This window comes from Agrobacterium sp. T29, assembly GCF_006970545.1.
In the GTDB taxonomy this organism is placed as follows: Bacteria; Pseudomonadota; Alphaproteobacteria; order Rhizobiales; family Rhizobiaceae; genus Agrobacterium; species Agrobacterium leguminum.
Genome location: NZ_CP040641.1, coordinates 1,319,995 through 1,343,483, shown reverse-complemented (window position 1 = coordinate 1,343,483; position 23,489 = coordinate 1,319,995). Strand labels below are relative to the sequence as shown.

21 protein-coding genes are annotated in these 23,489 nt (G+C 61.2%); 13 read left to right on the top strand and 8 right to left on the bottom strand.

All coding sequences use genetic code 11. The annotated features are described in order from the left end of the window. The first annotated feature begins 22 nt into the window (after positions 1-22). From nadA to FGF54_RS21160, 6 genes are all read left to right on the top strand, one after another. The gene (gene nadA / locus FGF54_RS21185; protein WP_059756932.1) at positions 23-994 is read left to right on the top strand and encodes a quinolinate synthase NadA; all 972 of its coding nucleotides are present in this window, start codon (positions 23-25) and stop codon (positions 992-994) included. Further along, entirely contained in the window at positions 991-2,562 is a 1,572-nt protein-coding gene (locus FGF54_RS21180) for an L-aspartate oxidase (RefSeq protein ID WP_142781019.1), read from the top strand. Before nadA ends, FGF54_RS21180 begins: the two co-directional genes overlap by 4 nt. A gap of 1 nt (position 2,563) precedes the next feature. Then, the gene (gene nadC / locus FGF54_RS21175) at positions 2,564-3,421 is read left to right on the top strand and encodes a carboxylating nicotinate-nucleotide diphosphorylase (protein ID WP_142781018.1); all 858 of its coding nucleotides are present in this window, start codon (positions 2,564-2,566) and stop codon (positions 3,419-3,421) included. A 150-nt stretch (positions 3,422-3,571) separates the two neighbouring features. After that, the gene (locus FGF54_RS21170; RefSeq protein ID WP_003522465.1) at positions 3,572-3,823 is read left to right on the top strand and encodes a GlsB/YeaQ/YmgE family stress response membrane protein; all 252 of its coding nucleotides are present in this window, start codon (positions 3,572-3,574) and stop codon (positions 3,821-3,823) included. A gap of 12 nt (positions 3,824-3,835) precedes the next feature. Continuing rightward, a complete protein-coding gene (locus FGF54_RS21165) occupies positions 3,836-4,237 on the top strand; it encodes a DUF3597 domain-containing protein (RefSeq protein WP_035263298.1) in 402 nt (133 codons plus the stop codon). Positions 4,238-4,259: 22 nt separating this feature from the next. Then, entirely contained in the window at positions 4,260-4,448 is a 189-nt protein-coding gene (locus tag FGF54_RS21160) for a hypothetical protein (RefSeq protein WP_003522463.1), read from the top strand. Between the two features lie 148 nt (positions 4,449-4,596). Here the strand turns inward: FGF54_RS21160 and cydX are convergent, their stop codons facing one another. The 7 genes from cydX to FGF54_RS21120 all read right to left on the bottom strand — a co-directional run bounded on the left by cydX (position 4,597) and on the right by FGF54_RS21120 (position 13,148). Further along, positions 4,597-4,719: a cytochrome bd-I oxidase subunit CydX gene (cydX, locus tag FGF54_RS21155; RefSeq protein WP_003508602.1), complete on the bottom strand. Its 123-nt coding sequence runs from the start codon at positions 4,717-4,719 to the stop codon at positions 4,597-4,599. Between the two features lie 22 nt (positions 4,720-4,741). After that, on the bottom strand, positions 4,742-5,899 hold the full coding sequence (gene cydB, locus FGF54_RS21150; protein WP_142781017.1) for a cytochrome d ubiquinol oxidase subunit II: 1,158 nt from the start codon (positions 5,897-5,899) through the stop codon (positions 4,742-4,744). Positions 5,900-5,905: 6 nt separating this feature from the next. Further along, positions 5,906-7,483, bottom strand: a complete 1,578-nt coding sequence (locus tag FGF54_RS21145) for a cytochrome ubiquinol oxidase subunit I (protein ID WP_142781016.1) — start codon at positions 7,481-7,483, stop codon at positions 5,906-5,908. A 67-nt stretch (positions 7,484-7,550) separates the two neighbouring features. Further along, a complete protein-coding gene (cydC, locus tag FGF54_RS21140) occupies positions 7,551-9,242 on the bottom strand; it encodes a thiol reductant ABC exporter subunit CydC (protein WP_142781015.1) in 1,692 nt (563 codons plus the stop codon). Beyond that, positions 9,239-11,026: a thiol reductant ABC exporter subunit CydD gene (gene cydD / locus FGF54_RS21135; protein WP_142781604.1), complete on the bottom strand. Its 1,788-nt coding sequence runs from the start codon at positions 11,024-11,026 to the stop codon at positions 9,239-9,241. The genes cydC and cydD overlap by 4 nt, the downstream gene beginning before the upstream one ends. A 17-nt stretch (positions 11,027-11,043) precedes the next feature. Next, positions 11,044-11,622: a GbsR/MarR family transcriptional regulator gene (locus FGF54_RS21130; protein WP_142781014.1), complete on the bottom strand. Its 579-nt coding sequence runs from the start codon at positions 11,620-11,622 to the stop codon at positions 11,044-11,046. A 494-nt stretch (positions 11,623-12,116) separates the two neighbouring features. Next, on the bottom strand, positions 12,117-13,148 hold the full coding sequence (locus FGF54_RS21120) for an L-idonate 5-dehydrogenase (RefSeq protein ID WP_080857685.1): 1,032 nt from the start codon (positions 13,146-13,148) through the stop codon (positions 12,117-12,119). A gap of 220 nt (positions 13,149-13,368) precedes the next feature. Here FGF54_RS21120 and FGF54_RS21115 point away from each other — a divergent pair, with 220 nt between their 5' ends. The 3 genes from FGF54_RS21115 (at position 13,369) to FGF54_RS21105 (ending at position 16,240) form a co-directional block, all read left to right on the top strand. Beyond that, complete coding sequence (locus FGF54_RS21115) at positions 13,369-14,124, top strand: SDR family oxidoreductase (protein WP_142781012.1); 756 nt, start codon at positions 13,369-13,371, stop codon at positions 14,122-14,124. A gap of 88 nt (positions 14,125-14,212) precedes the next feature. After that, positions 14,213-15,106 (top strand): NAD(P)-dependent oxidoreductase, encoded by an 894-nt coding sequence (locus tag FGF54_RS21110; RefSeq protein ID WP_142781603.1) that lies wholly within the window; start codon positions 14,213-14,215, stop codon positions 15,104-15,106. A 150-nt stretch (positions 15,107-15,256) separates the two neighbouring features. Beyond that, positions 15,257-16,240, top strand: coding sequence for an aldose 1-epimerase (locus FGF54_RS21105; RefSeq protein WP_142781011.1), 984 nt, complete (start codon positions 15,257-15,259; stop codon positions 16,238-16,240). An 18-nt stretch (positions 16,241-16,258) separates the two neighbouring features. Here the strand turns inward: FGF54_RS21105 and FGF54_RS21100 are convergent, their stop codons facing one another. Continuing rightward, a complete protein-coding gene (locus FGF54_RS21100) occupies positions 16,259-16,720 on the bottom strand; it encodes an Lrp/AsnC family transcriptional regulator (RefSeq protein WP_020010018.1) in 462 nt (153 codons plus the stop codon). 167 nt (positions 16,721-16,887) lie between these two features. Between FGF54_RS21100 and FGF54_RS21095 the strand changes: the two genes are divergently transcribed. From FGF54_RS21095 to glgB, 4 genes are all read left to right on the top strand, one after another. Next, a complete protein-coding gene (locus FGF54_RS21095) occupies positions 16,888-17,601 on the top strand; it encodes an aspartate/glutamate racemase family protein (RefSeq protein WP_035223929.1) in 714 nt (237 codons plus the stop codon). Beyond that, positions 17,602-18,372 carry a class II glutamine amidotransferase gene (locus FGF54_RS21090; protein ID WP_142781010.1) on the top strand — a complete coding sequence of 257 codons (771 nt, stop codon included), beginning with the start codon at positions 17,602-17,604 and terminating at the stop codon, positions 18,370-18,372. Between the two features lie 441 nt (positions 18,373-18,813). Then, complete coding sequence (locus FGF54_RS21080; RefSeq protein ID WP_142781009.1) at positions 18,814-21,276, top strand: glycogen/starch/alpha-glucan phosphorylase; 2,463 nt, start codon at positions 18,814-18,816, stop codon at positions 21,274-21,276. Further along, complete coding sequence (gene glgB, locus FGF54_RS21075; RefSeq protein ID WP_142781008.1) at positions 21,276-23,483, top strand: 1,4-alpha-glucan branching protein GlgB; 2,208 nt, start codon at positions 21,276-21,278, stop codon at positions 23,481-23,483. The genes FGF54_RS21080 and glgB overlap by 1 nt, the downstream gene beginning before the upstream one ends. Positions 23,484-23,489: the final 6 nt, after the last annotated feature.

The following is a 23,489-nucleotide window of genomic DNA, read 5'->3' as shown; positions in this document are numbered from 1 at the left end:
AGAGTATAAATGGGAGAGCACCGTGAACGAGCAGATTTCCGCCGCAAGCCTTTACGACCGCGTTGCCCGCGTCATTCCCAAGGCCGAATGGATGGGCTTTCAGGACGATGTGGAGGCGATCCTGGAGCTGAAGCGCAAGCGCAACGCCGTCATCCTCGCCCATAATTACCAGACGCCGGAAATCTTCCACGGTGTCGCCGATATCGTTGGCGACAGCCTCGCCCTTGCCCGCAAGGCAATGGAGGTGGAAGCGGATGTCATCGTTCTGGCCGGCGTGCATTTCATGGCCGAGACGGCAAAGCTGCTCAATCCGGAAAAAACCGTGCTCATTCCGGATATGGCCGCCGGCTGTTCGCTGGCCGATTCCATCACGCCCGAGGACATCGCGCTTTTGCGCAAGGCCTATCCCGGCGTTCCGGTCGTAACCTACGTGAACACCTCCGCCGCTGTGAAGGCGGCGTCTGATATCTGCTGCACCTCCGGCAATGCCCGTCAGGTGGTGGAATCGCTCGGCGTACCGCGCGTGCTGATGCTGCCGGATGAATATCTGGCGAAGAACGTGGCGCGGGAAACCAATGTCGAGCTGATCGCCTGGCGCGGCCATTGCGAGGTGCACGAGCTTTTCACCGCCGATGATATTCGCGAATTGCGCGAAAGCCATCCGGGCGTCACCGTGCTGGCGCATCCGGAATGTCCGCCCGATGTCGTCGAGGCTGCGGATTTTTCCGGCTCCACCGCCGTCATGTCGGATTATGTCGGCCGCGAGCGCCCCGCCCGCGTGGTGCTTTTGACGGAATGCTCGATGAGCGACAATGTCGCCGTGCATCACCCGGATGTCGAATTCATCCGCCCCTGCAATCTCTGCCCGCATATGAAGCGCATCACGCTTGGCAATATCCGCACGGCGCTGGAGGAAAACCGCCACGAAGTGACGGTCGACCCGGCCATCGCTGTCGCCGCCCGCCGCGCCGTGGAAAGGATGCTGGAAGTATGAGCGAACGCCCCCCGTCGCATACGGGCTGGACGGTCATTGTCGGCAGCGGCATTGCGGGCCTGATGGCGGCGCTGACGCTTGCGCCGCGGCCCGTGCTGCTTCTCACACGCGGCGTTCTCGGCGGCGAAACGTCCAGCGCCTGGGCGCAGGGCGGCATTGCCGCCAGTCTCGGACCGGATGATAACGCCGCGCTGCATCTTGCCGATACGCTCGCCGCAGGCGACGGCCTCTGCGATGCAGATATGGCCGCAGAGATCGTTTCCGCCGCTCCCGCCGTCATCGAGGCGCTGGAGCGGGCGGGAGTGCGCTTCGACCGGGATACCGAAGGCAGGCTCGTCTTCGGGCTGGAGGCCGCCCATGGCAGAAGACGCATCCTGCATGCCGAAGGCGACGGCTCGGGCGCGGCCATCGTCAGGGCTCTCGCCGCAGCCGTTCTTCGCACGTCGTGCATAACCGTTCTGGAAGGCACGGAGGTTCGCCGCCTGCTGACGGAAGACGGCGTCATCGCCGGTCTCGCCTGCATCGGGCCAAAAGGCTGCTTCACTTTGCCGGCAAGCCAGGTCGTTCTCGCCACCGGCGGCCTCGGCGGGCTTTATGAGGCGACAACCAATCCCTCCGGCAATTTCGGGCAGGGCATCATGCTCGCCGCCCGCGCCGGCGCCATCCTCGCCGATATGGAATTCGTGCAATTCCATCCGACGGCGCTTTCCTCGCCCAGACGGCCGCTGGCACTGGTGAGCGAAGCGGTGCGGGGTGAAGGCGCGCTGCTTCTCAATGAAAACGGCGAACGGTTCATGGCGGGAGTTCCGGGTGCGGAACTTGCCTCGCGCGATATTGTCGCCCGCGCCATCGACCGCGAAATCCTGCGTGGCGGCAAGGTCTTTCTCGATGCCCGCAAGGCCCTCGGCTCCGGCTTTTCCACCCGCTTCCCCTCGATCGACCTTCTCTGCCGCGAAGCCGGGATAGACCCCGCCCGTGAGCTCGTTCCGGTGCGCCCGGCGGTGCATTACCATATGGGCGGCGTCGCCACCGATGGCAGAGGCCGAAGCTCGGTGCCGGGCCTTTGGGTTGCCGGCGAAACCGCCTGCACAGGGCTGCATGGCGCGAACCGGCTTGCCAGCAATTCCCTGCTGGAAGCGGCGGCCATGGGCATGCGCGCGGCAGAAGACATTGCCGGCAGGCCGGCATATGCGGGAAAACAGGCAGCGGATATCGCAACACTCCCCGTGCCCGATTTCCCGACAGCTGACCTCTCCCCGGTCCGGCCCATCGTTTCCCGCCATCTCGGCATCGTAAGACATGCGGAAGGGCTGACGGGCGCGATCCGCGATCTTCTGCCACTGGCTGAGCGGAACGGCCCGGCATCCGATCCTGCCCTTGTCGCGCTGGCCATCGCCGTCTTTGCGGCGCTGCGCACGGAATCGCGCGGCGCGCATTTCCGCGACGATTTCCCTGAAAAACATGCGACGGCGACGAGGCGCAGGCTGAACCTCAGCGACGTCCTCACCATCGCCCATGAATTCTCCTCTTCCAGCCATTCTTCGGCCAGCCTTGCGCGGAGCGCCTGACATGACCCTTTCACCCCTGCCACGCCTCATCATCGAACCGCTCGTGCGCAACGCTCTTCTGGAAGACCTTGGGCTGGCGGGCGACATCACGTCCGCCGCCGTCATTCCCGCCGATCATCGCTCGGTCGTCGTCATGGCCGCGCGCGAACCGGGCGTTATTGCCGGTCTCGACGCGGCGGAACTGGCTTTCCAGTTCGTGGATCCGGCCATCGCGATGAAACGGCATATGCAGGATGGGGCCGCCGTGGCGCCCGGCGATATCATCGCAACGATTGAAGGCCCCTCGCGCGGCCTTCTGACGGCGGAACGCACGGCGTTGAATTTCCTCGGCCACCTGTCGGGCATCGCTTCCGTCACCGCAAAAATCGTTGCCGCCATTGCCGGCACCAAGGCCTCGGTCGCCTGCACCCGCAAGACGACGCCGGGGCTGAGAGCGCTGGAAAAATATGCCGTGCGCGCCGGCGGCGGCATGAACCACCGTTTTGCGCTTTATGACGCCGTTCTCATCAAGGACAACCATATCGCGGTAGCGGGCGGCGTGCGCGACGCTATCCGCCGCGCCCGGCAGGGCGTGGGGCATCTCGTCAAGATCGAGGTGGAGGTCGATACGCTTGCGCAGTTGCGCGAGGTCATGGATGAGGGCGTCGATGCGGTCCTTCTCGACAATATGACACCCGAACAGCTGCGCGAGGCAGTGGGGATCGTCGCCGGTCGCGCCATTACCGAAGCGTCGGGCCGCATCAATCCGCAGACGGCCGCAGCCATCGCCGCGACCGGCATCGATCTCATCTCCGTCGGCTGGCTGACCCACAGCGCGCCGGTTCTCGATATCGGCCTCGACTTTCAAGGCCAGAGCTAAAGAATAGGCGGCGCATAGTTCGCCGCACGGAACCAATCGCCCATATCATCGTTATTGCTCCGCCTGAGGTCTATTCAAGGCGGGGGGATCAGTGCGCGCGAAAGCCTGTCCATATGCCTGCGGACCTCTCTCACAAAGGAAAGGCTTGTTATGGAAGACGCACAAGTTGGCTGGATTGCAGCAATCATCATCGGCGGCGTAGCCGGTTGGCTCGCCGAACAGTTCATGAAAAGCAATATGGGTCTTTTCATGAACATTATCCTCGGCATTGTCGGCGCCATCGTCGCCAATTTCCTTCTGGGGCTCGTGGGCATTTCGCTCGGAGGCTGGATTGGCTATCTCATCGCCGGTTTCATCGGCGCCTGCATTCTCATCGCCGTCGGGCGGGCATTTCGCCGCTAAGGGGAGGACACCATGAGCTTTTTCGACAAGATCAAGAACGCTATTTTCGGCAAGGCCGAGGCCGCACCGCAGACTTCGGCTCCGGCCGGCACGCCGGCAGCCACGGCAAGCCCGGCAGCACCGGCGCCGACAGCCGCGGCTCCGGCCCCTACCGGCAATGTTGACGTCGCTTCGATCCTGGATGCGGCGGTCAAGCAGAATGGCCAGAAACTCGACTGGAAACATTCGATCGTCGACCTTCTGAAAGCGCTCAATCTGGACAGCAGCCTCAGCGCCAGAAAGGAACTGGCCGGTGAACTCGGCTATACCGGCGACACTTCGGATTCGGCGACCATGAACATCTGGCTGCACAAGGCCGTCATCAAGAAACTGTCCGAAAATGGCGGCAAGGTTCCGGCCGACCTTCTGGATTGAACCGATAAACGGGAGCGCCGCGATGGACGACTATTCCAGCCTTCGAGAGCAGATCGGCCAGGACCTCGACACCCTGCACAGGACCGAGAATCCGAAATCGATCTTCGAGATCGCCGACGACTATCTTCTGGGAAATCCAAATCTCAAGAGAGCCATCGTCGAAGACATCATCAAGGAAGAAGCGGACAAGCGCGGCATCGCGATCCACTGACGTCGCGCGTCGCAGGCACGGCTGTGTACCCAAAAGGACGGCATCCCAACCGGATGCCGTCCTTTTATATTTGGCGGAGTTGCATCATCCGCACTCCGTCACCCCCGACCAGATCCGGCATGACGGAGGAGAGGCTTCCGCCGAAGCCCTATTTATCCAGCTTCGCTTCGGCCTTTTTCGCGTTTTCTTCCATCAACTCATACCACATGGCGTTCATGACGGCGAAGATGGCGGCAAGAGGCAGGCCGAGCAGCCAGGCGAAATACCACATGTTCGATCTCCTTCTTTCTCAATCAATAAGCATGACCGCTGTCGTCGCGGATCGCCTTTTCATCCACCTTGCCCCACAGCACGCGATAGACCCATGACGTATAGGCAACGATGATCGGGATGAAGATGAGGGCGACGACCAGCATGATGAACAGCGTCATATGGCTGGAAGATGCATCCCAGACCGTCAGGCTCGATTTCGGATCGACCGAAGACGGCAGGATGAAGGGAAACATCGTCAGCCCCACCGTTGCGATGATGCCGAAAATGGCAAGCGAGCTTGAAAGCAGCGCCAGCACTTCCCTGCGGGCCCGCAGCAAAACGAAAGCGACGAGCGGAAAGACAAGACCGAGCGCCGGCGCCAGCATCATCCAGGGATGCGCCGCATAATTGGCAAACCAGACACCGCCCGCAACCTCGACCGTCTTCGACAGCGGATTGGACGGACCGTCGGTCACGATCTCCGAGGTGAAGCGATAGCCATCGACACCGAGCCACAGAAACACGCCGCCGAGCGCAAAAAGAACGGTGGTGGCAAGCGCCGCAATGCTGCCGAAACTGCGAGCGCGGGCCGCGACCGGACCATCCGTCTTCAGCACCAGCCATGCCGCGCCGTGCATGATAAGCATGGCGACGGAAACGAGACCGCAGAGGATGGCGTAGGGGTTCAGAAGCTCGAACAGCGTCGTGCCGTCATAGAAAATTCTGAGGTCGTCATTGAGGTGGAAGGGAACGCCCTGCAGCACATTGCCGATGGCCACGCCGAAGATCAGCGCGGGAACGAAGCCGCCGATGAAGAGCGCCCAGTCCCAGCCAGTGCGCCAGGCGACGCTTTCACGCTTGGAGCGATATTTGAAACCGACCGGCCGCAGGATCAGCGCAAACAGGGTGGCGAACATCGCCAGGTAAAAACCTGAAAACGACACCGCATAAAGCGGCGGCCAGGCGGCGAAGATCGCGCCGCCGCCAAGGATGAGCCAGACCTGATTGCCCTCCCAGACCGGGCCGATGGAATTGATGACGACACGCCGCTCAATGTCCGTTTTCGCCACGAAGGGCAAAAGCGCGCCGGTGCCGAGATCGAAACCGCCGGTCACGGCAAAACCGATCAGCACCACGCCAAGCAGCAGCCACCAGATAACGCGGAGAATTTCGTAGTCGATGAGTTGGTGCAATATCATGATCGTTTACTCCGCAGCGACGAGTTTTTCAGGAACGAGCGGCGCTTCCGGCTCATGGTCCGGCTCGGGGCCCTTGCGGATCGCCTTCAGCATCAGCCCCATTTCGACGATGAACAGCACCGTGTAGATGGCGATGAAACACAGGAGCGTGATGAGGACGGTGGAGGCGCTGAGGCTGGAGACGGCCGCGGCCGTGGGCAGCACGCCCTCGATGATCCATGGCTGGCGGCCGAACTCGGCCACCACCCAGCCCATTTCCGCCGCGATCCACGGCAGGGGAATGGCAAAGACCGCCACTTTCAGCAGCAACGGATAATGATCCAGCCGGCGGCGGGCCGAAAGATAAAAGAAGGTCGCCGTCAGCAGGATGAAGAAGATGCCAAGGCCGACCATGATGCGGAAAGCCCAGAACAGGGTCGGCACGTGCGGAATGGTATCCGCCGCCGCCTTGGCGATCTGCTCTTCATTCGCCTGGCGCGGATCGTCGACATATCGTTTCAGCAGCAGGGCATAACCGAGCTCATGGCCGAGTTCGGCAAAGGTGCCGCGCACCTCTTCCGGCAACGCCGCGCCCTTGCCGGTGGCGCGTATCTGCATCAGCGCGTCATAGGCCTTGATGCCGTCGCGGATGCGGGTCTTGGCCTGCTCCACCAGATCGTTGATGCCCGGAATTTGCGTGTCGAGCGAGCGGGTGCCGATAAGGCCCATCACCCACGGGATCTTCACGGCGAAATGCGTTTCGCGCGCTTCCTGATCGGGAAAACCGATGGCCGTGAAGGGGGCCGGGGCCGGCTCGGTTTCCCACATGGCCTCGATGGAGGCGAGTTTCATCTTCTGGTGTTCGGTGGAGAGATAGCCACTTTCATCACCCAGCACGACGACCGACAGCGCGGACGCCAGACCGAAGGAGGCGGCGACCGTCATCGAACGCTTGGCGAGATCGACATGACGGCCTTTCAGCACATACCAGGCCGAAACGCCGAGCACGAAGATGGAGGCCGTGACATAACCCGCAGACACCGTGTGGACGAACTTCGCCTGCGCCACCGGGTTGAACAGGACCTCGAAGAAGTCAGTCACTTCCATGCGCATGGTCTGGGGATTGAAAGCGGAACCCGTCGGGTTCTGCATCCAGCCATTGGCGATCAATATCCATAGCGCCGAAAAATTCGAACCGAGCGCCACGCACCATGTCGCGACGAGATGGCCGAGTTTCGACAGCTTGTCCCAGCCGAAGAAGAACAGGCCGACGAAGGTGGCTTCCAGGAAGAAGGCCATCATGCCCTCGATGGCCAGCGGCGCACCGAAAATATCGCCGACATAATGGCTGTAATAACTCCAGTTCATGCCGAACTGGAATTCCATGACGATGCCGGTGGAAACGCCGAGCACGAAGTTGATGCCGAACAGCGTGCCCCAGAATTTCGTCATTTGCCGCCAGACCGTGCGGCCGGTCATGACATAGACCGTTTCCATGATGGCTATCACCACCGACAGTCCGATCGTCAGGGGAACGAACAGAAAGTGATATAAAGCCGTCACTGCAAATTGCAGGCGCGACAGCGCCACTATGTCGAGTTCCATAGTCCTATCCACCTTTTCCGGAAGGCCGGCCTTCCATTTCAAAGACGACGCCGGCTCTCAAAAAATCTCAGTCCGGGCGCAGTGTCTCCAGCACTACGCCGTATTCCGGGGTGCCGCTTTGACATTCATCAAATTGACGCCCCTCTTTCAGCACGATGATGCGATCGGCAAATTCCGCCTCGCGGCGATTATGGGTGATCATCACGACAGTCTTTCGCTGCGCCCTAGCAAACAGCCGGGTGAGCACGTCGCGGGCGGTCTCGCCGTCCAGCCCTTCCGTCACCTCGTCGAGAAGCCAGAGCGGCCGGTCGGCGAGCAGGAAACGGGCGAGCGCCAGCCGGCGCGACTGGCCGCCGGAAAGCCCCTGGCCCGCCTCGCCAAGCCTTGTCTCCAGCCCGGTCGGCAAAGATTTGACGTGTTCGGCAAGGCCCGCCGCCTCGAGCGCGTCCCATAACTCGGCCCCGGTTGCGGCGGGTTTCGCCAGCCGCAGATTGTCGGCGATACTGTCGCGGAAAAGCTGGCTGCGCTGCGTCATAAGAGTGGACGGCAGGGCGTTGATCGTGCCGGCAGCCGGCTGCAATTCACCCGCCAGAAGCTGGATGAGGCTTGTCTTACCCGCACCGCTCTGGCCGATGATGGCAACCCGTTCCCCGGAGGCGATTGCAAGGTTGATATCCGCCAGGATCGGATTGTCGTTCCCTTCCCGCTCCAGACGCACATTTTTGAGCTCTGCCGCCATGCCGTCGACCGGCGAGACGGGACAGCGGCCTTCAGCCGTTGCCGAAAGACGCGGCGCGATGCGCCTTGCGGAAAACAGCGTGCGCCCAAGCTCCATCGCCCCACGACGCAACGCCGTGAAAGGCTCCAGCGCGGCAAAACAGACGAGCAGCCCGAGTGCTGCGGCCGGCGCGCTTACCGCCCCCTGTTCCGCAAGCCAGGCCATGCCGAGAAGGGCGGCGCTCAAAAGAACGGCTGCTGAAACACCGAAGGAAAAACCGGCACTGATTTCGATGCGGTTCAACGTATCATCGCAGGCAGAGAGGTAATCATCCGCCCGCTTTACCGCCGCGACCTGCGCGGAAACGCGGCCGGTGGTCAAGAGCTCCGTCTGCCCGCTTACGAGATCGGCCGTGCGGGCCCGAAGGGCCTCCAGCCCGATTGCCCGGCGGCGCGAGAATGTTTCCGCCCGCAAGGCGGCGCGCAGCGAAATTCCAAGCCCCGCCGCGACGAGGAAAACCGCCGCCAGAATGCCCGCCAGAGGATGGAGAAAAGCAAGTCCAAGGCCTGTCGCGATTGCAGCAAGGACCGCCACGGCAGCGGGAACCAGCACGCGCAGATAAAGCGAATCCAGCGCATCGATGTCCGCCGTCAGCCGGTTCAGCAGGCGCGCAGGTCTCGCCTCCAGGGATTTCGCGGTCTGCGGCGCGGCAAAGCCGCGAAACAGCTTTTCCCGAAGTGCTGCAAGCACGGAAAGCGTGGCGTCATGGGTCGTCATGCGTTCGCCGTAACGGGCGGCGGTGCGCGCCAGCGCCAGAAGACGAATGGCGGCCGAAGGCGCAAAGACATCGAAAGCATAGGCCGTTGCCGGCAGAAGACCGGCAATCGCCGTTGCGGTGATGAACCAGCCGGAAACGCCGAGAAGGCCGATGCCTGCCAGCACCGTCGTTACCGCCAGAGCCGCGCCCGCCAGCAGCATGCCGCGCCGCGCCGACCAGAACAGGCCGATAATCGGTTTCAATATCGCAAAACGCGCGATCATCGCTGCCCCCTCGAATGGATCGCCGTCATATCCACGATCCTGTCCATGCGCGCCGCAAGCACCGGATCATGGGTCGCGACGATCAATGTCCTGCCATTTGCCAGTTGCAGCAGGTTTTCCGTGACGAGAGCCGCCGTTTCCCGGTCGAGATGGGCTGTCGGCTCATCGGCCAGAACAAGCTGCGTTGCGGGGTCTGCGAAAGCACGCGCAATGGCAAGCCGCACCGCCTCCCCGCCCGAGATTCCATATCCGCCATCGCCGATCTGCAGATGCCGGCGCGCCTGCGACAACCCATCGAGCCCGGTGCGGCGCAGCGTCTCTTCCACCATACCGTCACTGACAACCGAACGGCCGAAGCGAATATTCGCCTTCAGCGAACCGGCAAAAAAGAACGGCTTCTGGCTGACCCAGCCGATCGTCCTGCGCAGCCCATCCGCCGTCGCATTATCGAGCTTGACGCCGCCGATCCTGATCGAGCCCTCTCCAGCCTCGGCCAGCCCGGCAATCAAGGAGAGTACAGTGGATTTGCCACAACCGGAAGGCCCAAGAATTGCTACCCGCTCACCCTGCTGAACGGTCAGGTTGAGATTTTGGATGACAGGTGGGTTGCTTGGATAAGCGAAGGAGAGATTGTCGATCTCCAGCAGGCCGGGCATCGGGGATGGGACAGACGCCACATCCGCGCCCTCACCCGCGATTGCCGCACCGCCGGCCGTCAATTTGCCGAGCGCATCAAGCGCTGCTTCACCGGCCGCGCGGTCGTGCCAGACGGCGGAGAGTTCCCGCAGCGGCTCGAAAAAGGCCGGCGCCAGAAGCAGGATGAAGAGGCCTTCGGCAAGTGTCAGCTTCTCGCCCCAGGCGCCGAAATCGAGAAAACCGAGCAGATGAAAACCGATATAGACGGCGGTCATGGCAACGCCGAGCGCTGCGAAAAGCTCCAGCACCGCCGAGGAGAGAAAGGCGATCCTGAGCACCGCCATCGTCCGCTTCTTCAGGTTCTGCGCATCGGTGCTGAGACGTTCCGCCGTCAGATCGACTGCTTTAAGCGTGCGGATCGTTTCCAGCCCGCGCAGGCGGTCAAGCAGGAAGGCATTCATATTACCCGTCTCGGCAAGCTGCTTTTCGCTGGCGGCCTTGGCCTGCCAGCCGATGAGCGCCATGAAAAGCGGGATGGTTGGCATGGCGAGCAGCAGCACCAGTGCCGCAATCCAGGTAAAGGGCAGGATCGCCCCCACGAAAACCAGCGGCACGATGGTCGCCTTCATCCGCGCTGGCTGGAAACGGGAAAGATAGGGCACCAGCGCTTCCGCCGCCTCGGCCACGACGCCTGCCGCCTCACCGGAGGCGGTGCGCGACAGATCGAGCGGGGAAACCTTCGCCACAGCCTGCAGTGCTTCCAGCCGCCGCTGCGAGAGCGCCGCGCGAGCGGCACGAAACGACAGCCGCGCCGCGATCTTTTCCAGCCATGCCTTGATGAGGCCGAGGATGAGAACCGCAGCCGCAGCCGGCACGATCGCCATCATCGGCGCGCCATCGGCAATTCTTCCGACTGAAAAGGCAAGCAAACCTGCCTGCGGCAACCAGAGCAAAGCCGCAAGGACATGCAGCAGGGCAACGGATCTCCCAACTGCCGGCGAGCGTGTCATTTTCGCCCGCCCGGCGGCTCTGTCGCGAGAGGTTTTGCGGTTGCTGAAGAAGCGCCGACGCGTTGCATCGGGCAAGACTGTAACCGCAGGACAGGCTGCGCCGTCACCATCGCCCCCCTGACGGATTTCCACGGACATGCTCACGGCCGATCTCCTCACCCGTCCTTCTTCGTGCCACGGGGTCTGGCGAGGGAGACGATCTTGTCCTTGGCCTCCAGAAACTTCGTGACCTTCGAACCGAGCGCCAGAAGCGAAGCCAGCCTTTCCGTCTCCAGCCGCTTCACATCGTCATACCAGCCGGTGAGCTGCTCGATCAGCGTCTTCATCTCGTCGATGCGCTTTTGCGCATGCCGCTCATCTTCGTTTTCCGGCGTCTCCATCAGAATTTCGCGCAGCACGCTGAGCGTGGGATCGATCTCGCGCTTCTTGCGCTCTTCGGCAAGGGTGCGGAGAATTTGCCAGACATCGTCAGGCGTCGTGAAAAAATCGCGCCGGTCGCCGGGAAAATGCTTGAGAATTGCAAGGTTCCACGCCTGCAACTCCTTGAGGCTCATCGACACGTTGGAACGGGAAATGCCGAGCGCCTCCACAATCTCGTCCGCACACAATGGCTGCGGCGAAATATAAAGCAAAGCATAGACTTGGCCGACGGTGCGGTTGATGCCCCAGCGGCTGCCCATCTCACCGAAATGCAGCACGAAGGACTGAACGAGCGGGGACAGGCTGGTTGGCATTTTTACGTTTCCTGAATTTTCAGTAATTTCTGAAATTTCGATAACGCAAAAAACAGCAGGCGGCAAATCACCTTTTTGACCTGCGTCAAAATGTGCAAAGCGGTAAGGGCGAGGTCATCAATGGGCCAGCAGAAGCGGCGAATATGCGACGGTATTTCCGTACTACCAGGATAAGCCGGTGTTTGCTGGGTTTACCCTCAGTCTCCGTCATTCCGGCCCTGAGCCGGAATCCAGCCGACGCGCATCTGCGCGGCGAGAGAGTCCTTTCAGCCCAAGGACTTGGGCTGGCTGGATACCGGCTCAGGGCCGGTATGACGGCAATCAAGCGTGGACTCGATGGAGTTACCGCGTTGCGTCCATGCCTTCATACTAATCGATGATATCGATAACATCGCCATCGCATGGAGGCGGGCAAGAACCCGCCGAAAAAAATCGGCGGCGGGATGACCCGCCGCCGATCGAAACGTCGGCGCATTCGCGCGTAGAAACCTTACTTACGAAAAAGCGATCTGCACCTTCATCGCACGGCTGCGGTCCGAGGCGAATTCGAAGGCCGAGATGGCGTCGGCGAGATCGACGGTCTGGGTGATGAACGGCTTGACGTCGATCAGGCCCTTGCGCATCAATTCGACCCCGGTGGCGAATTCCTCGTGGAAGCGGAAAGAGCCGCGCAGATCCAGTTCCTTGGCGGTGATCGCCATCATCGGCAGGCTCATATCGCCGCCAAGGCCGAGCTGGACGATGATGCCGCGCGGACGAAGCGCCGCAATGCCGCCGGCAAGCGCCACGGCCGCGCCCGAGCATTCGTAAAGAACGTCGAAAGTGCCCTTGTTCGCGCCGTAAGCGGCAAGTGCGTCGGGCTCATCCTTGCTGTTGATAACACGATCCGCACCCGCTTCTTTCGCCTTGGCGAGCGTGAAATCCGAAAGGTCTGTGGCGACGATTTCAGCGGCGCCGGCGCGGCGCGCGGCCAGAATGGACAGAATGCCGATAGGGCCGCAGCCGGTGACGAGCACGCGTTTCCCCAGCAAATCGCCAGCGCGGCGCGTGGCATGCAGCGTTACCGCCAGCGGCTCCGCCATGGCCGCCTCGCCAGCGCTAAGCCCATCGGCCGGCACGCATTGCAGGGCGTCGGCCACCAGAACCTCACGGAAAGCGCCCTGAATATGCGGGAAAGGCATGGCGCTGCCATAAAAGCGCATGTTGAGGCACTGGTTGTGCAAGCCTTCCTGGCAGAAGCGGCAGGTTCGGCATGGGCGGGAAGGCGAAACGGCAACCAGACCGCCGACCTTCAACCCTTCCACGCCCTCGCCCAGTTCTTCGATGACGGCGGAGACCTCATGGCCGAGCACCATGGGTTCACGAAGCCGCACCGCCCCGAAGCCGCCATGGTTGTAATAATGCAGATCGCTGCCGCAAATTCCGCCCCGGACCAGACGAAGCCGCACTTCTCCCGGCCCCGGCGCTTCCTCGGGCCGCTCCTCGATGCGCACATCCTTTGCCCCATGGGCAACAATCGCTCTCATAAATATCTCCCGTTCGACATCGCGCTTGAGCGGCGCGACAAAATAATCCGCATCCCTGTCACCGCCGCCTGCCGCGCATTTGCACGTCGTGCGGCCTCCCCGCCCGCCCGATCCGTACCGAAACCGGGCGTTTAAGCCTTGACATCCACGTCTGAAAGGGATGAATGTTATCGATAACATAAACCTGTATGAATGCAATGTCGAGAGACTGGAGGAAACAGTGGGCCTTAAATTGTTCGATCTTTCCGGCCGCCGCGCCCTTATCACGGGTTCGTCCCAGGGCATCGGCTTCGCGCTGGCGCAAGGGCTGGCGGAAGCGGGAGCGGAAGTGGTGCTGAACGGGCGCGACGAGGCGAAGCTGAAAGCCGCCGCCGCCGGCATCAAGGGCGCCAAAACGCTTGCCTTCGACGCCACCGATCATGAAGCGGTGCGCAAGGCTATCGACGGTTTCGAGGCGGAAGTCGGTCCCATCGATATTCTGGTCAACAATGCCGGCATGCAGCACCGCACGCCGCTCGAGGATTTTCCGGCAGATGCCTTCGAGCGCCTGCTACAGACCAACATCGCCTCTGTGTTCCACGCCGGACAGGCTGCGGCGCGCCATATGATCAGCCGCGGCCGCGGCAAGATCATCAACATCGCCAGCGTTCAGACCGCCCTTGCCCGCCCCGGCATCGCGCCCTACACCGCCACAAAAGGCGCTGTCGGCAACCTGACGAAAGGCATGGCGACGGACTGGGCCAAATACGGCCTGCAATGCAACGCCATTGCGCCCGGCTATTTCGACACGCCGCTCAATGCGGCTCTGGTTGCCGATCCCACCTTTTCGGCATGGCTTGAAAAGCGCACGCCGGCCGGCCGCTGGGGCAAGGTCGAAGAGCTTGTCGGCGCCTGCATCTTCCTGTCGTCCGATGCCTCGTCCTTCGTGAACGGACATATTCTCTACGTCGACGGCGGCATCACCGCTTCGCTTTAAAGACGCTAGAACCGGATGGCCGGCTGCCGCCGCCATCCGGTTTTGAACCGATGACACCACGACACTTTGGGAGGAGGCCGTGAACACCATGACCGAGAAGAACAAAGTCGCCCTGATCGGCGCCGGCGCCATGGGGGGCGCGATCGGCACACGGCTCATCGAGACCGGCAATCAGCTGACGGTTTTCGATCTGGATGCGGAAAAGGTGGCGGCGCTGACGAGCCTCGGCGCGCAGAGCGCGGGTACGGCGGCGGAAGCGGCTTCGGTCTCCGATGTGGTGATCCTCAGCCTCAATTCGCCGAAAATCGTCCGCATCGCCGTCTTTGGCAAGGATGGCGTCGCGGCGGGGGCGAAGCCCGGCACGCTGATCATCGACATGTCCTCCATCGATCCGGAAGCGACCAAGGAACTGGCGGCCGATGCTGCGGAAAAAGGCCTGCGGTGGGTGGACAGCCCGCTTTCGGGCGGTGCGCCGAAGGCACTCATCGGGCAATTAACACTGATGGCCGGCGGCAGCGAAAAGGATGTCGCCGATGCACATCGCGTGCTGCGGCATGTGGCCAGCAATTTTACCCACATGGGCCCCTGCGGCGCAGGGCAGACGACGAAACTCATCAACCAGGTTCTGTGCGGGCTGAATTTCCTTGCGGTGGCGGAAGCAACACAGCTGGCGCTGGATGCCGGCGTCGATGCCGCCAAGATCCCGCAGGCGCTGAAAGGCGGCCGCGCCGATAGCGCCATCCTGCAGGAATATATGCCGCGTTACGTGGCGAAGGATTATCGTCGCACCGGCCGCATCGACAATATGGTGAAAGACCTCAACGGCGCGCAGGATCTCGCCCGGCGCACCAACACAGCCATGCCGCTGACGGCGGTTTGCGCCGAAGTGCACCGCATGCTGACGGCGGCCGGGCTGGGTGGAGAGGATCAGGCAGCGTTGATGGAGTTTTTCAGCGGCGCGAAACGCACCTTTCCGGACTGAGTTGCCCGACGGGCATGGAATGGCAGGAGCCTGTTGATACGGCCCCCACGGGCCATTGCGAAATTGTCCTTCAGCGAAGATGATCTGGCGAATCGGCACGGCTGTTGCCCCGATCATCGCAGACGCATGCATACAAAGGACAATTTCCCGATGACTACCCCCACCACAGGCACGGGGATTGCCGGTCTGACCGTTTCCGGAAACGGTTTCATTGCCGAAATCGCTTATGAGGGGGCGACGCTTCTGAGCTGGCGGCCGATCTCTGCCGATGGCGCAGAAGGCGAAGATCTTGTCGACGGATATTCAACGCCTGCCGAACTGCAATCGCAAAACGGCGTGAGAAACGGCATTCTCGCGCCCTTCACCAATCGCATCCCGGATGGCCAATTCAGTTTTGGCGGGCAGGCGCACCACATTGAACCGGTGCTTGCCCATGAAACGCTCGTCTTCCACGGATTTGCGAGAGCCCTGCCCTTCGCCCTCGCGCAATCTTTTGAGGAAAACGGCGCTCACATCCTCGTTCTGCGCACTGAAATATCGCCTGCGGATTTCAAGGGTTATCCCTACCGTCTCGCCATCGAGGTGGAATATCGCTTCGCCGGCCATGAGGTCGCCATCGACATACGCGGCGTCAATCTCGACGACCGGCCCCTGCCTTTCGCCGCCGGCTGGCATCCCTATTTCCGCCTGCCCGGCACGACGTCTACCGATGACCTTCTTCTCACGCTGCCCTCACGAACGACGATTGAAACAGACGAAGATCTGATCCCCCTTCGGGACGCACAGGGCGGAATTGTGAAACGGGACGACACCCGCTTTCTTTACGCGCCGCTGTCCGGCCATGTACTCGATGTCTGCTTCACCGATCTCATCGCATCCGAAAACGGGCTTTACGAGACGAGGCTCGAAAACCGGCACGATGGCTCGAGCCTGACGGTATGGCAGGAGCGTGGACACATGCATGTCTTCACCGGCGATACGCTCGCCCGCGACAGGCGGCGCTCCATCGCGCTTGAACCCGTGGAAACACCAACCAACGCCTTCAACCACCGGGAACTTGCGGATGCGATTACCCTGCAACCCGGCGAGACGCGAAGCTTCCGCTTTGGCGTCCGTTTCAAGGCGGCGCGCTGATCAAGTCTCGATGAGCCCTCAGATATGCGTTGTCGGCAGCGAAGACGACAGCTTAACCGTCTCCATGGAGATATAGGCGGACATGTCGTAAAGCTGCACGCGGCGCAGGATCTGTTTGTAGACCGTGTCGTAATATTCGACATTCGGCAGCACGAGTTTCAGAATATAGTCGAAATTGCCCGTCAGCCGGTGAACCTCGACGATTTCAGGTATGGTGCTGACGGCGGCATGGAACTTGTCCAGCCAGTCCTCCGCATGCAGGCCCGTTCTCACCAGCAGAAAAACCGTGGTCGGCAGGTTGATCTTCCGCCGGTCGAGCAGCGCCATCGTGCCCGTCACATAACCTTCCGTTCGCAGCCGTGTGATGCGGCGCGAACAGGCCGATAGCGACAGGGAAACCGCCTCAGCGATATCCGCGAGTGGCGTTTCGGCATTCTCCTGGAGAATCGCAAGGATTCGGCGGTCACGGTCGTCAATCATCCGCCAAGAATGCACCGGTTAACGCAATGGCGCAAGAAATTTGCACCACTGCTCCATAAGACGCATCAGATTTGCGCGCTTGCCGCGCAAACCTCCAAAAAACGCATGCCGTTTTCGTTGTAGCGGTGGCATTCTTATCTTCAATCAAACTTGATAAGGGAACTCTTATGAAACGGATTGGCCTGATCGGCGGCATGAGCTGGGAATCTACCGCAACCTATTATCGCATGATCAATGAGGCCGTGCGCGACAGCCGCGGCGGCCTGGTCTCGGCCGATATCGTCATGCATTCGCTTGATTTTTCCGAAGTGGTCGCCCTTCAGAAAGCCGATCGCTGGGATGAGGCAGGCGCCCTTCTGGGCGCTGCCGGTGCGCGCCTTGCCAATGCGGGCGCCGATTGCGTGCTGATCTGCACCAACACCATGCATCTGGTCGCGGACACCGTGGAGAAGATGTCAGGCGTGGCGTTGATCGATATCATCGATGAAACCGCCGCAGCCCTGAAGGCGGACGGACGCCGCAAGCCGCTGCTGCTCGCCACCCGCTACACGATGGAACACGGTTTCTACACCGACCGCATGCGCCGCCACGGCGTCGAGGTGGTCGTGCCCGATGCGGAAGACAGGGCTGCAATCCACGACATCATCTTCGGTGAACTTTGCCAGGGCGAAATCAAGTCCTGCTCGCGCGAGCGCTATCTCGCGGTCATCGAGAAGGCCCGCGCACTTGGCGTCGATTCCGTCATTCTCGGCTGCACCGAGATTTCGCTGCTGATCGATCCCGATGCCCTGCCGCTGCCGGGTTACGATTCGACCGCCATTCACGCGAAGGCCGCCGTCGGCTTCGCGCTCGGAAACAAGGCCCTGAACAGAGCCGCATGAATGTGTCGCCTCTTTGCCTATTCCGGTAAGCCGGTCTGGCTCGACAGTCTGCTGATCGAGCCGGAAGCATCGCTGGTCAGCCAGTCCATGGCCGCAAGGGAAGCGAAAACCGTCGTCAATGGCGATGGCTGCGGCCTTGGCTGGTATGGCGAACGCGGAACGCCCGGCGTTTTTCGCGATACAAGGCCCGCCTGGTCCGACGCCAATCTGGCGGCGCTTTGCCACCAGCTCCGCTCGGGCATGTTCATGGCCCATGTCCGCTCCGCCACATCAGGCGAAGTGTCCCGCGCCAACTGCCATCCCTTTGCGCATGGGCGATACCTGTTCATGCATAACGGCCAGATCGGCGGTTACGAGCAGATCAGGCGCGACATCGATTCCCTCATCCCTGACGATATCTATGCATCCCGGCGCGGCACCGGCGACAGCGAAGCCATTTTCCTGATTGCCGCCGGGCATGGCCTCGATACCGAGCCGGTTCGCGCCATTTCCACCGCGCTGCGGCTCTGCAGGGAAAAGATGATGGCGGCAGGTGTCTCTTCCGCGCTGCGATTCAGCGCCGTCCTGATGGATGGCGATTGCCTGCATGCCTTCCGCTGGTCGAGCGACGACAAGCCGCCGACACTATACTGGCGCGGGCTCGATGAGGGCATCGCATTGAGTTCCGAACCCTTTTCCTTCGATTGCGCGCCCTGGTGCGCCGTTCCCCCCAATACCAGGGTGACGATCCGCGCCGGCGAGATGGCGATGGAACCTTTTCTCCTGGCGTAAACAGCGCCATTGGCGATGATCGCAGCCGGTTTTTACACCCGCGCCACCACAGGTCGGCGCGGCGGCAGCGCCGGCCTGTTTATTTTCATTGAATTTTCACAACCGCGAAGGCTAGTGTGTGATCCGATAGTTCGAAACAGATTTCAGGACCGGTGAACCATTTCAGAAGTATTGCAGCCTCTTCCCCTTTTCCGAGCGATGCCCGGCATCGCAAGGACCAAGAAAATCCGCTGAAGAACGGCGCAGACAGGGCGATCAATGCCTTCGGCGATCCTTTGGGCGCCGAGAAAAACACTTATTTTTCATTGCGCTAAGCTGTTCAATTTTCCGGAAAAATTGCTGTTGCCACACCTCCATATCGATGCATAAACTGGCATCAGCAAAGGCAACACGGATCGACCTCATCAGACCCTCTCCTCCCACCAAGGTGCTGACCGACCAATGATCAATAATCTCAACGCCGCCGATCTTCCCCGCCCCGCCCCGCGCAGTTCCAACCCGGAAATCATGGCGTCGGAAATCATCGAACGCCTCACCTACCGTATCGGCAAGGACGTCAAGGTTGCAAAACCGCACGACTGGCTGACCGCAACCATCCTCGTCGTGCGCGACCGCATCATCGACAAGTGGATGGAATCCACCCGCAAGGCCTATGCCAACAATTCCAAGCGCGTTTATTACCTGTCGCTGGAATTCCTGATCGGCCGCCTGATGCGCGACGCCATCTCCAATATCGGCCTGATGCATGAAATCCGCGATGCCCTCTCCTCGCTCGGCGTCGACCTTGACGTCATCGCCGGGCTGGAGCCGGATGCCGCGCTTGGCAATGGCGGCCTTGGCCGTCTCGCCGCCTGCTTCATGGAATCCATGGCGACCGTCGACATCCCCGCCTATGGCTACGGCATTCGTTACGTGCACGGCCTCTTCCGCCAGCAGATGGCAGATGGATGGCAGGTGGAGCTGCCGGAAACATGGCTGGCGCACGGCAACCCCTGGGAATTCGAGCGTCGCGAAAGCTCCTATGAAATCGGCTTCGGCGGCTCGGTGGAGACAATCGGCGGTTATGAAGATCCGCAGCGTTTCGTCTGGAAGCCGGCCGAACGCGTCATCGCCATGGCTTACGACACACCGGTCGTCGGCTGGCGTGGCACCCGCGTCAATACGCTCCGCCTGTGGTCGGCGCAGCCTATCGACCCCATTCTACTGGCCGCCTTCAATGCCGGCGACCACATCGGCGCCCTGCGCGAGAGCAACAAGGCGGAAAGCCTGACGCGCGTTCTCTACCCAGCGGATGCGACGCCCGCCGGTCAGGAACTGCGCCTCAGACAGGAGTTCTTCTTCTCCTCCGCCTCGCTGCAGGACATTCTGCGCCGCCATCTGCAGCAGTACCCGGATTTCACCTCGCTGCCTGAGAAGGTCTCGATCCAGCTCAACGATACGCATCCGGCCATTTCCATCGCCGAAATGATGCGTCTTCTGTGTGATGTCCACGGGCTGGAATTCGAGGAAGCGTGGAAGATCACGCAGGGCACCTTCTCCTACACCAACCACACGCTTCTGCCGGAGGCGCTGGAAAGCTGGCCCGTGCCGCTGCTCGAGCGTCTTCTGCCAAGACATATGCAGATCGTCTACGCCATCAACGCCAATACGCTGCTCTTTGCCCGCAAGGAAAAGAAGATGGCTGATCAGCAGATCCGTTCGATCTCGCTGATCGACGAAGGCGGCGAGCGCCGGGTGCGCATGGGCAACCTCGCTTTCATCGGCTCACATTCCATCAACGGCGTTTCCGCCCTTCATACCGACCTGATGAAGGAAACGGTCTTTGCCGACCTGCACAGCCTTTATCCTGACCGTATCAACAACAAGACCAATGGCATCACACCGCGCCGCTGGCTGATGCAGTGCAATCCGGGTCTCACCAGCCTGCTGCGCGAAGCGATCGGCGACGATTTCCTCGACGATGCGGAAAAACTCACCGCGCTCGACCGTTTTGCCGACGATGCCGGTTTCCGCGAGAAATTCGCCGAGGTGAAGCGTCTGAACAAGGTGCGGCTTGCCAATACGGTGGCGCAGCGCATGGGCATCCGCGTCGATCCTTCGGCCATGTTCGACATCCAGATCAAGCGTATCCATGAATATAAGCGCCAGCTTCTGAACCTCGTGGAAACGGTCGCGCTTTATGACCAGATCCGTTCCCACCCGGAACTGGATTGGGTGCCGCGCGTTAAGTTCTTCGCAGGCAAGGCGGCGCCGAGTTATCACAACGCGAAGCTGATCATAAAGCTTGCCAACGATATTGCCCGGGTCATCAACAACGATCCGGCCGTGCGCGGGCTTCTGAAAGTGGTGTTTGTTCCGAACTATAACGTCTCGCTTGCGGAAATCATGGTTCCCGCCGCCGATCTTTCCGAACAGATATCGACGGCCGGCATGGAAGCTTCCGGCACCGGCAACATGAAATTCGCACTCAACGGCGCGCTTACCATCGGCACGCTCGATGGCGCCAATGTCGAAATGCGCGATCATGTCGGCGCGGAAAATATCGTCATCTTCGGAATGACGGCGGATGAAGTGGCCAAGGCGCGCGCCGAAGGCCACAATCCCCGCGCGATCATCGAAGGATCGGCCGAGCTGTCGCAGGCGCTGTCTTCCATCGCCTCCGGCGTCTTTTCGCCGGATGACCGCTCACGTTTCGCCGGCCTGATCGACGGTATTTACAACAGCGACTGGTTCATGGTCGCCGCCGATTTCGACGCCTATGCCAATGCACAGCGCGAAGTGGACGCGATCTGGAGCGATCCGGATAGCTGGTATGCCAAGACAGTGCGCAACACGGCGCGTATGGGCTGGTTCTCGTCCGACAGGACGATCCGCCAATATGCCACCGAGATCTGGAGAGCCTGATGAAAAAACCGCTCAATTCGGCCGAAGAGAAAAAGACTGGCGACATCACGAAGGCTGAAATCGAGGCGATCAAGAGCGGTTTGCATTCCAATCCCTTTGCCCTTCTCGGCGTGCACGAAACGCCGGAAGGGTTTTCCGCCCGCTGTTTCATTCCCGGCGCCGAGGAGGTTTCCGTCCTGACGCTGGACGGAAATTTCGTGGGCGAATTGAAGCGGCTCGATCCGGACGGCTTTTTCGAAGGCCGGATCGATATTTCGAAGCGACAGCCGGTGCGGTATCGCGCCAGCCGCGACGATGCCGAATGGGCGGTGACCGACCCCTACAGTTTCGGCCCGGTTCTCGGCCCCATGGACGATTATTTCGTCCGCGAAGGGTCGCATCTGCGGCTCTTCGACAGGATGGGCGCGCATCCGCTGAAGCTCGAGGGCGTCGAAGGCTTCCACTTCGCCGTCTGGGCTCCCAATGCGCGGCGCGTTTCCGTCGTCGGCGATTTCAACAATTGGGATGGCCGCCGGCATGTCATGCGGTTCCGCAAGGATACCGGCATCTGGGAAATCTTCGCGCCTGACGTCTATGCCGGCTGTGCCTACAAGTTCGAAATCCTCGGCGCAAACGGCGAGCTTCTGCCGTTAAAGGCAGACCCCTATGCGCGGCGCGCCGAGTTGCGGCCGAAGAACGCCTCCGTCACCGCACCGGAACTCACCCAGAAATGGGAAGATCAGGCCCACCGGGAACATTGGGCGCAGGTGGACCAGCGCCGCCAGCCGATTAGCATTTACGAGGTGCATGCCGGCTCCTGGCGGCGGCGCGAGGACGGCACGTTCCTGAGCTGGGATGAACTCGCCGCCCAGCTCATTCCCTATTGCACGGATATGGGCTTCACCCATATCGAGTTCCTGCCGATCACCGAACATCCCTATGACCCTTCATGGGGTTACCAGACGACCGGGCTTTATGCGCCGTCCGCCCGTTTCGGCGATCCGGAGGGCTTTGCGCGTTTCGTCAATGGCGCCCACAAGGTCGGCATCGGCATCCTGCTCGATTGGGTTCCGGCGCATTTTCCAACCGACGAGCACGGGTTGCGCTGGTTCGACGGCACCGCGCTTTACGAACATGCCGATCCGCGTCAGGGTTTTCATCCCGACTGGAACACGGCCATCTATAATTTCGGCCGCATCGAGGTAATGTCCTACCTCATCAACAATGCACTTTATTGGGCCGAAAAATTCCATCTCGACGGCCTGCGCGTCGATGCGGTCGCCTCGATGCTCTATCTCGATTATTCCCGCAAGGAAGGCGAGTGGATTCCCAATGAATATGGCGGACGGGAAAATCTTGAATCCGTCCGCTTCCTGCAGAAGATGAATTCCCTCGTCTACGGCACCCATCCGGGCGTCATGACCATTGCCGAGGAATCCACCTCCTGGCCGAAAGTGTCGCAGCCGGTCCACGAAGGCGGCCTCGGCTTCGGCTTCAAATGGAATATGGGCTTCATGCACGACACGCTGAGTTATTTCTCGCGCGAGCCGGTGCATCGCAAGTTCCACCATCAGGAGCTGACCTTCGGCCTGCTTTACGCCTTCAGCGAAAATTTCGTGCTGCCGCTTTCCCATGACGAGGTGGTGCACGGCAAGGGATCGCTGATCGCCAAGATGTCCGGCGACGACTGGCAGAAATTCGCCAATCTGCGGTCCTATTACGCCTTCATGTGGGGTTATCCCGGCAAGAAGCTGCTGTTCATGGGGCAGGAATTCGCACAATGGAGCGAATGGAGCGAAAAGGGCTCGCTCGACTGGAACCTGCGCCAATATCCGATGCATGAGGGCATGCGCCGCCTCGTGCGCGATCTCAACCTCACCTACCGTTCAAAACCCGCTTTGCACGCCCGTGACTGCGAACCGGAAGGTTTCCGCTGGCTTGTGGTGGATGACCACGACAATTCCGTCTTCGCCTGGCTGCGCATGGCGCCGGGTGAAAAGCCGGTGGCGGTCATCTGCAACCTCACTCCGGTCTATCGGGAAAACTATTATGTGCCGCTCCCGCTTGCGGGGCGGTGGAGGGAGATTCTCAACACCGACGCCGAAATTTATGGCGGCAGCGGCAAGGGAAATGGCGGACGCGTTCAGGCGGTCGATGCCGGGGGAGACATCGGGACAATGCTCGTCTTGCCGCCACTCGCAACGATCATGCTCGAGCCAGAAAACTGACAGACA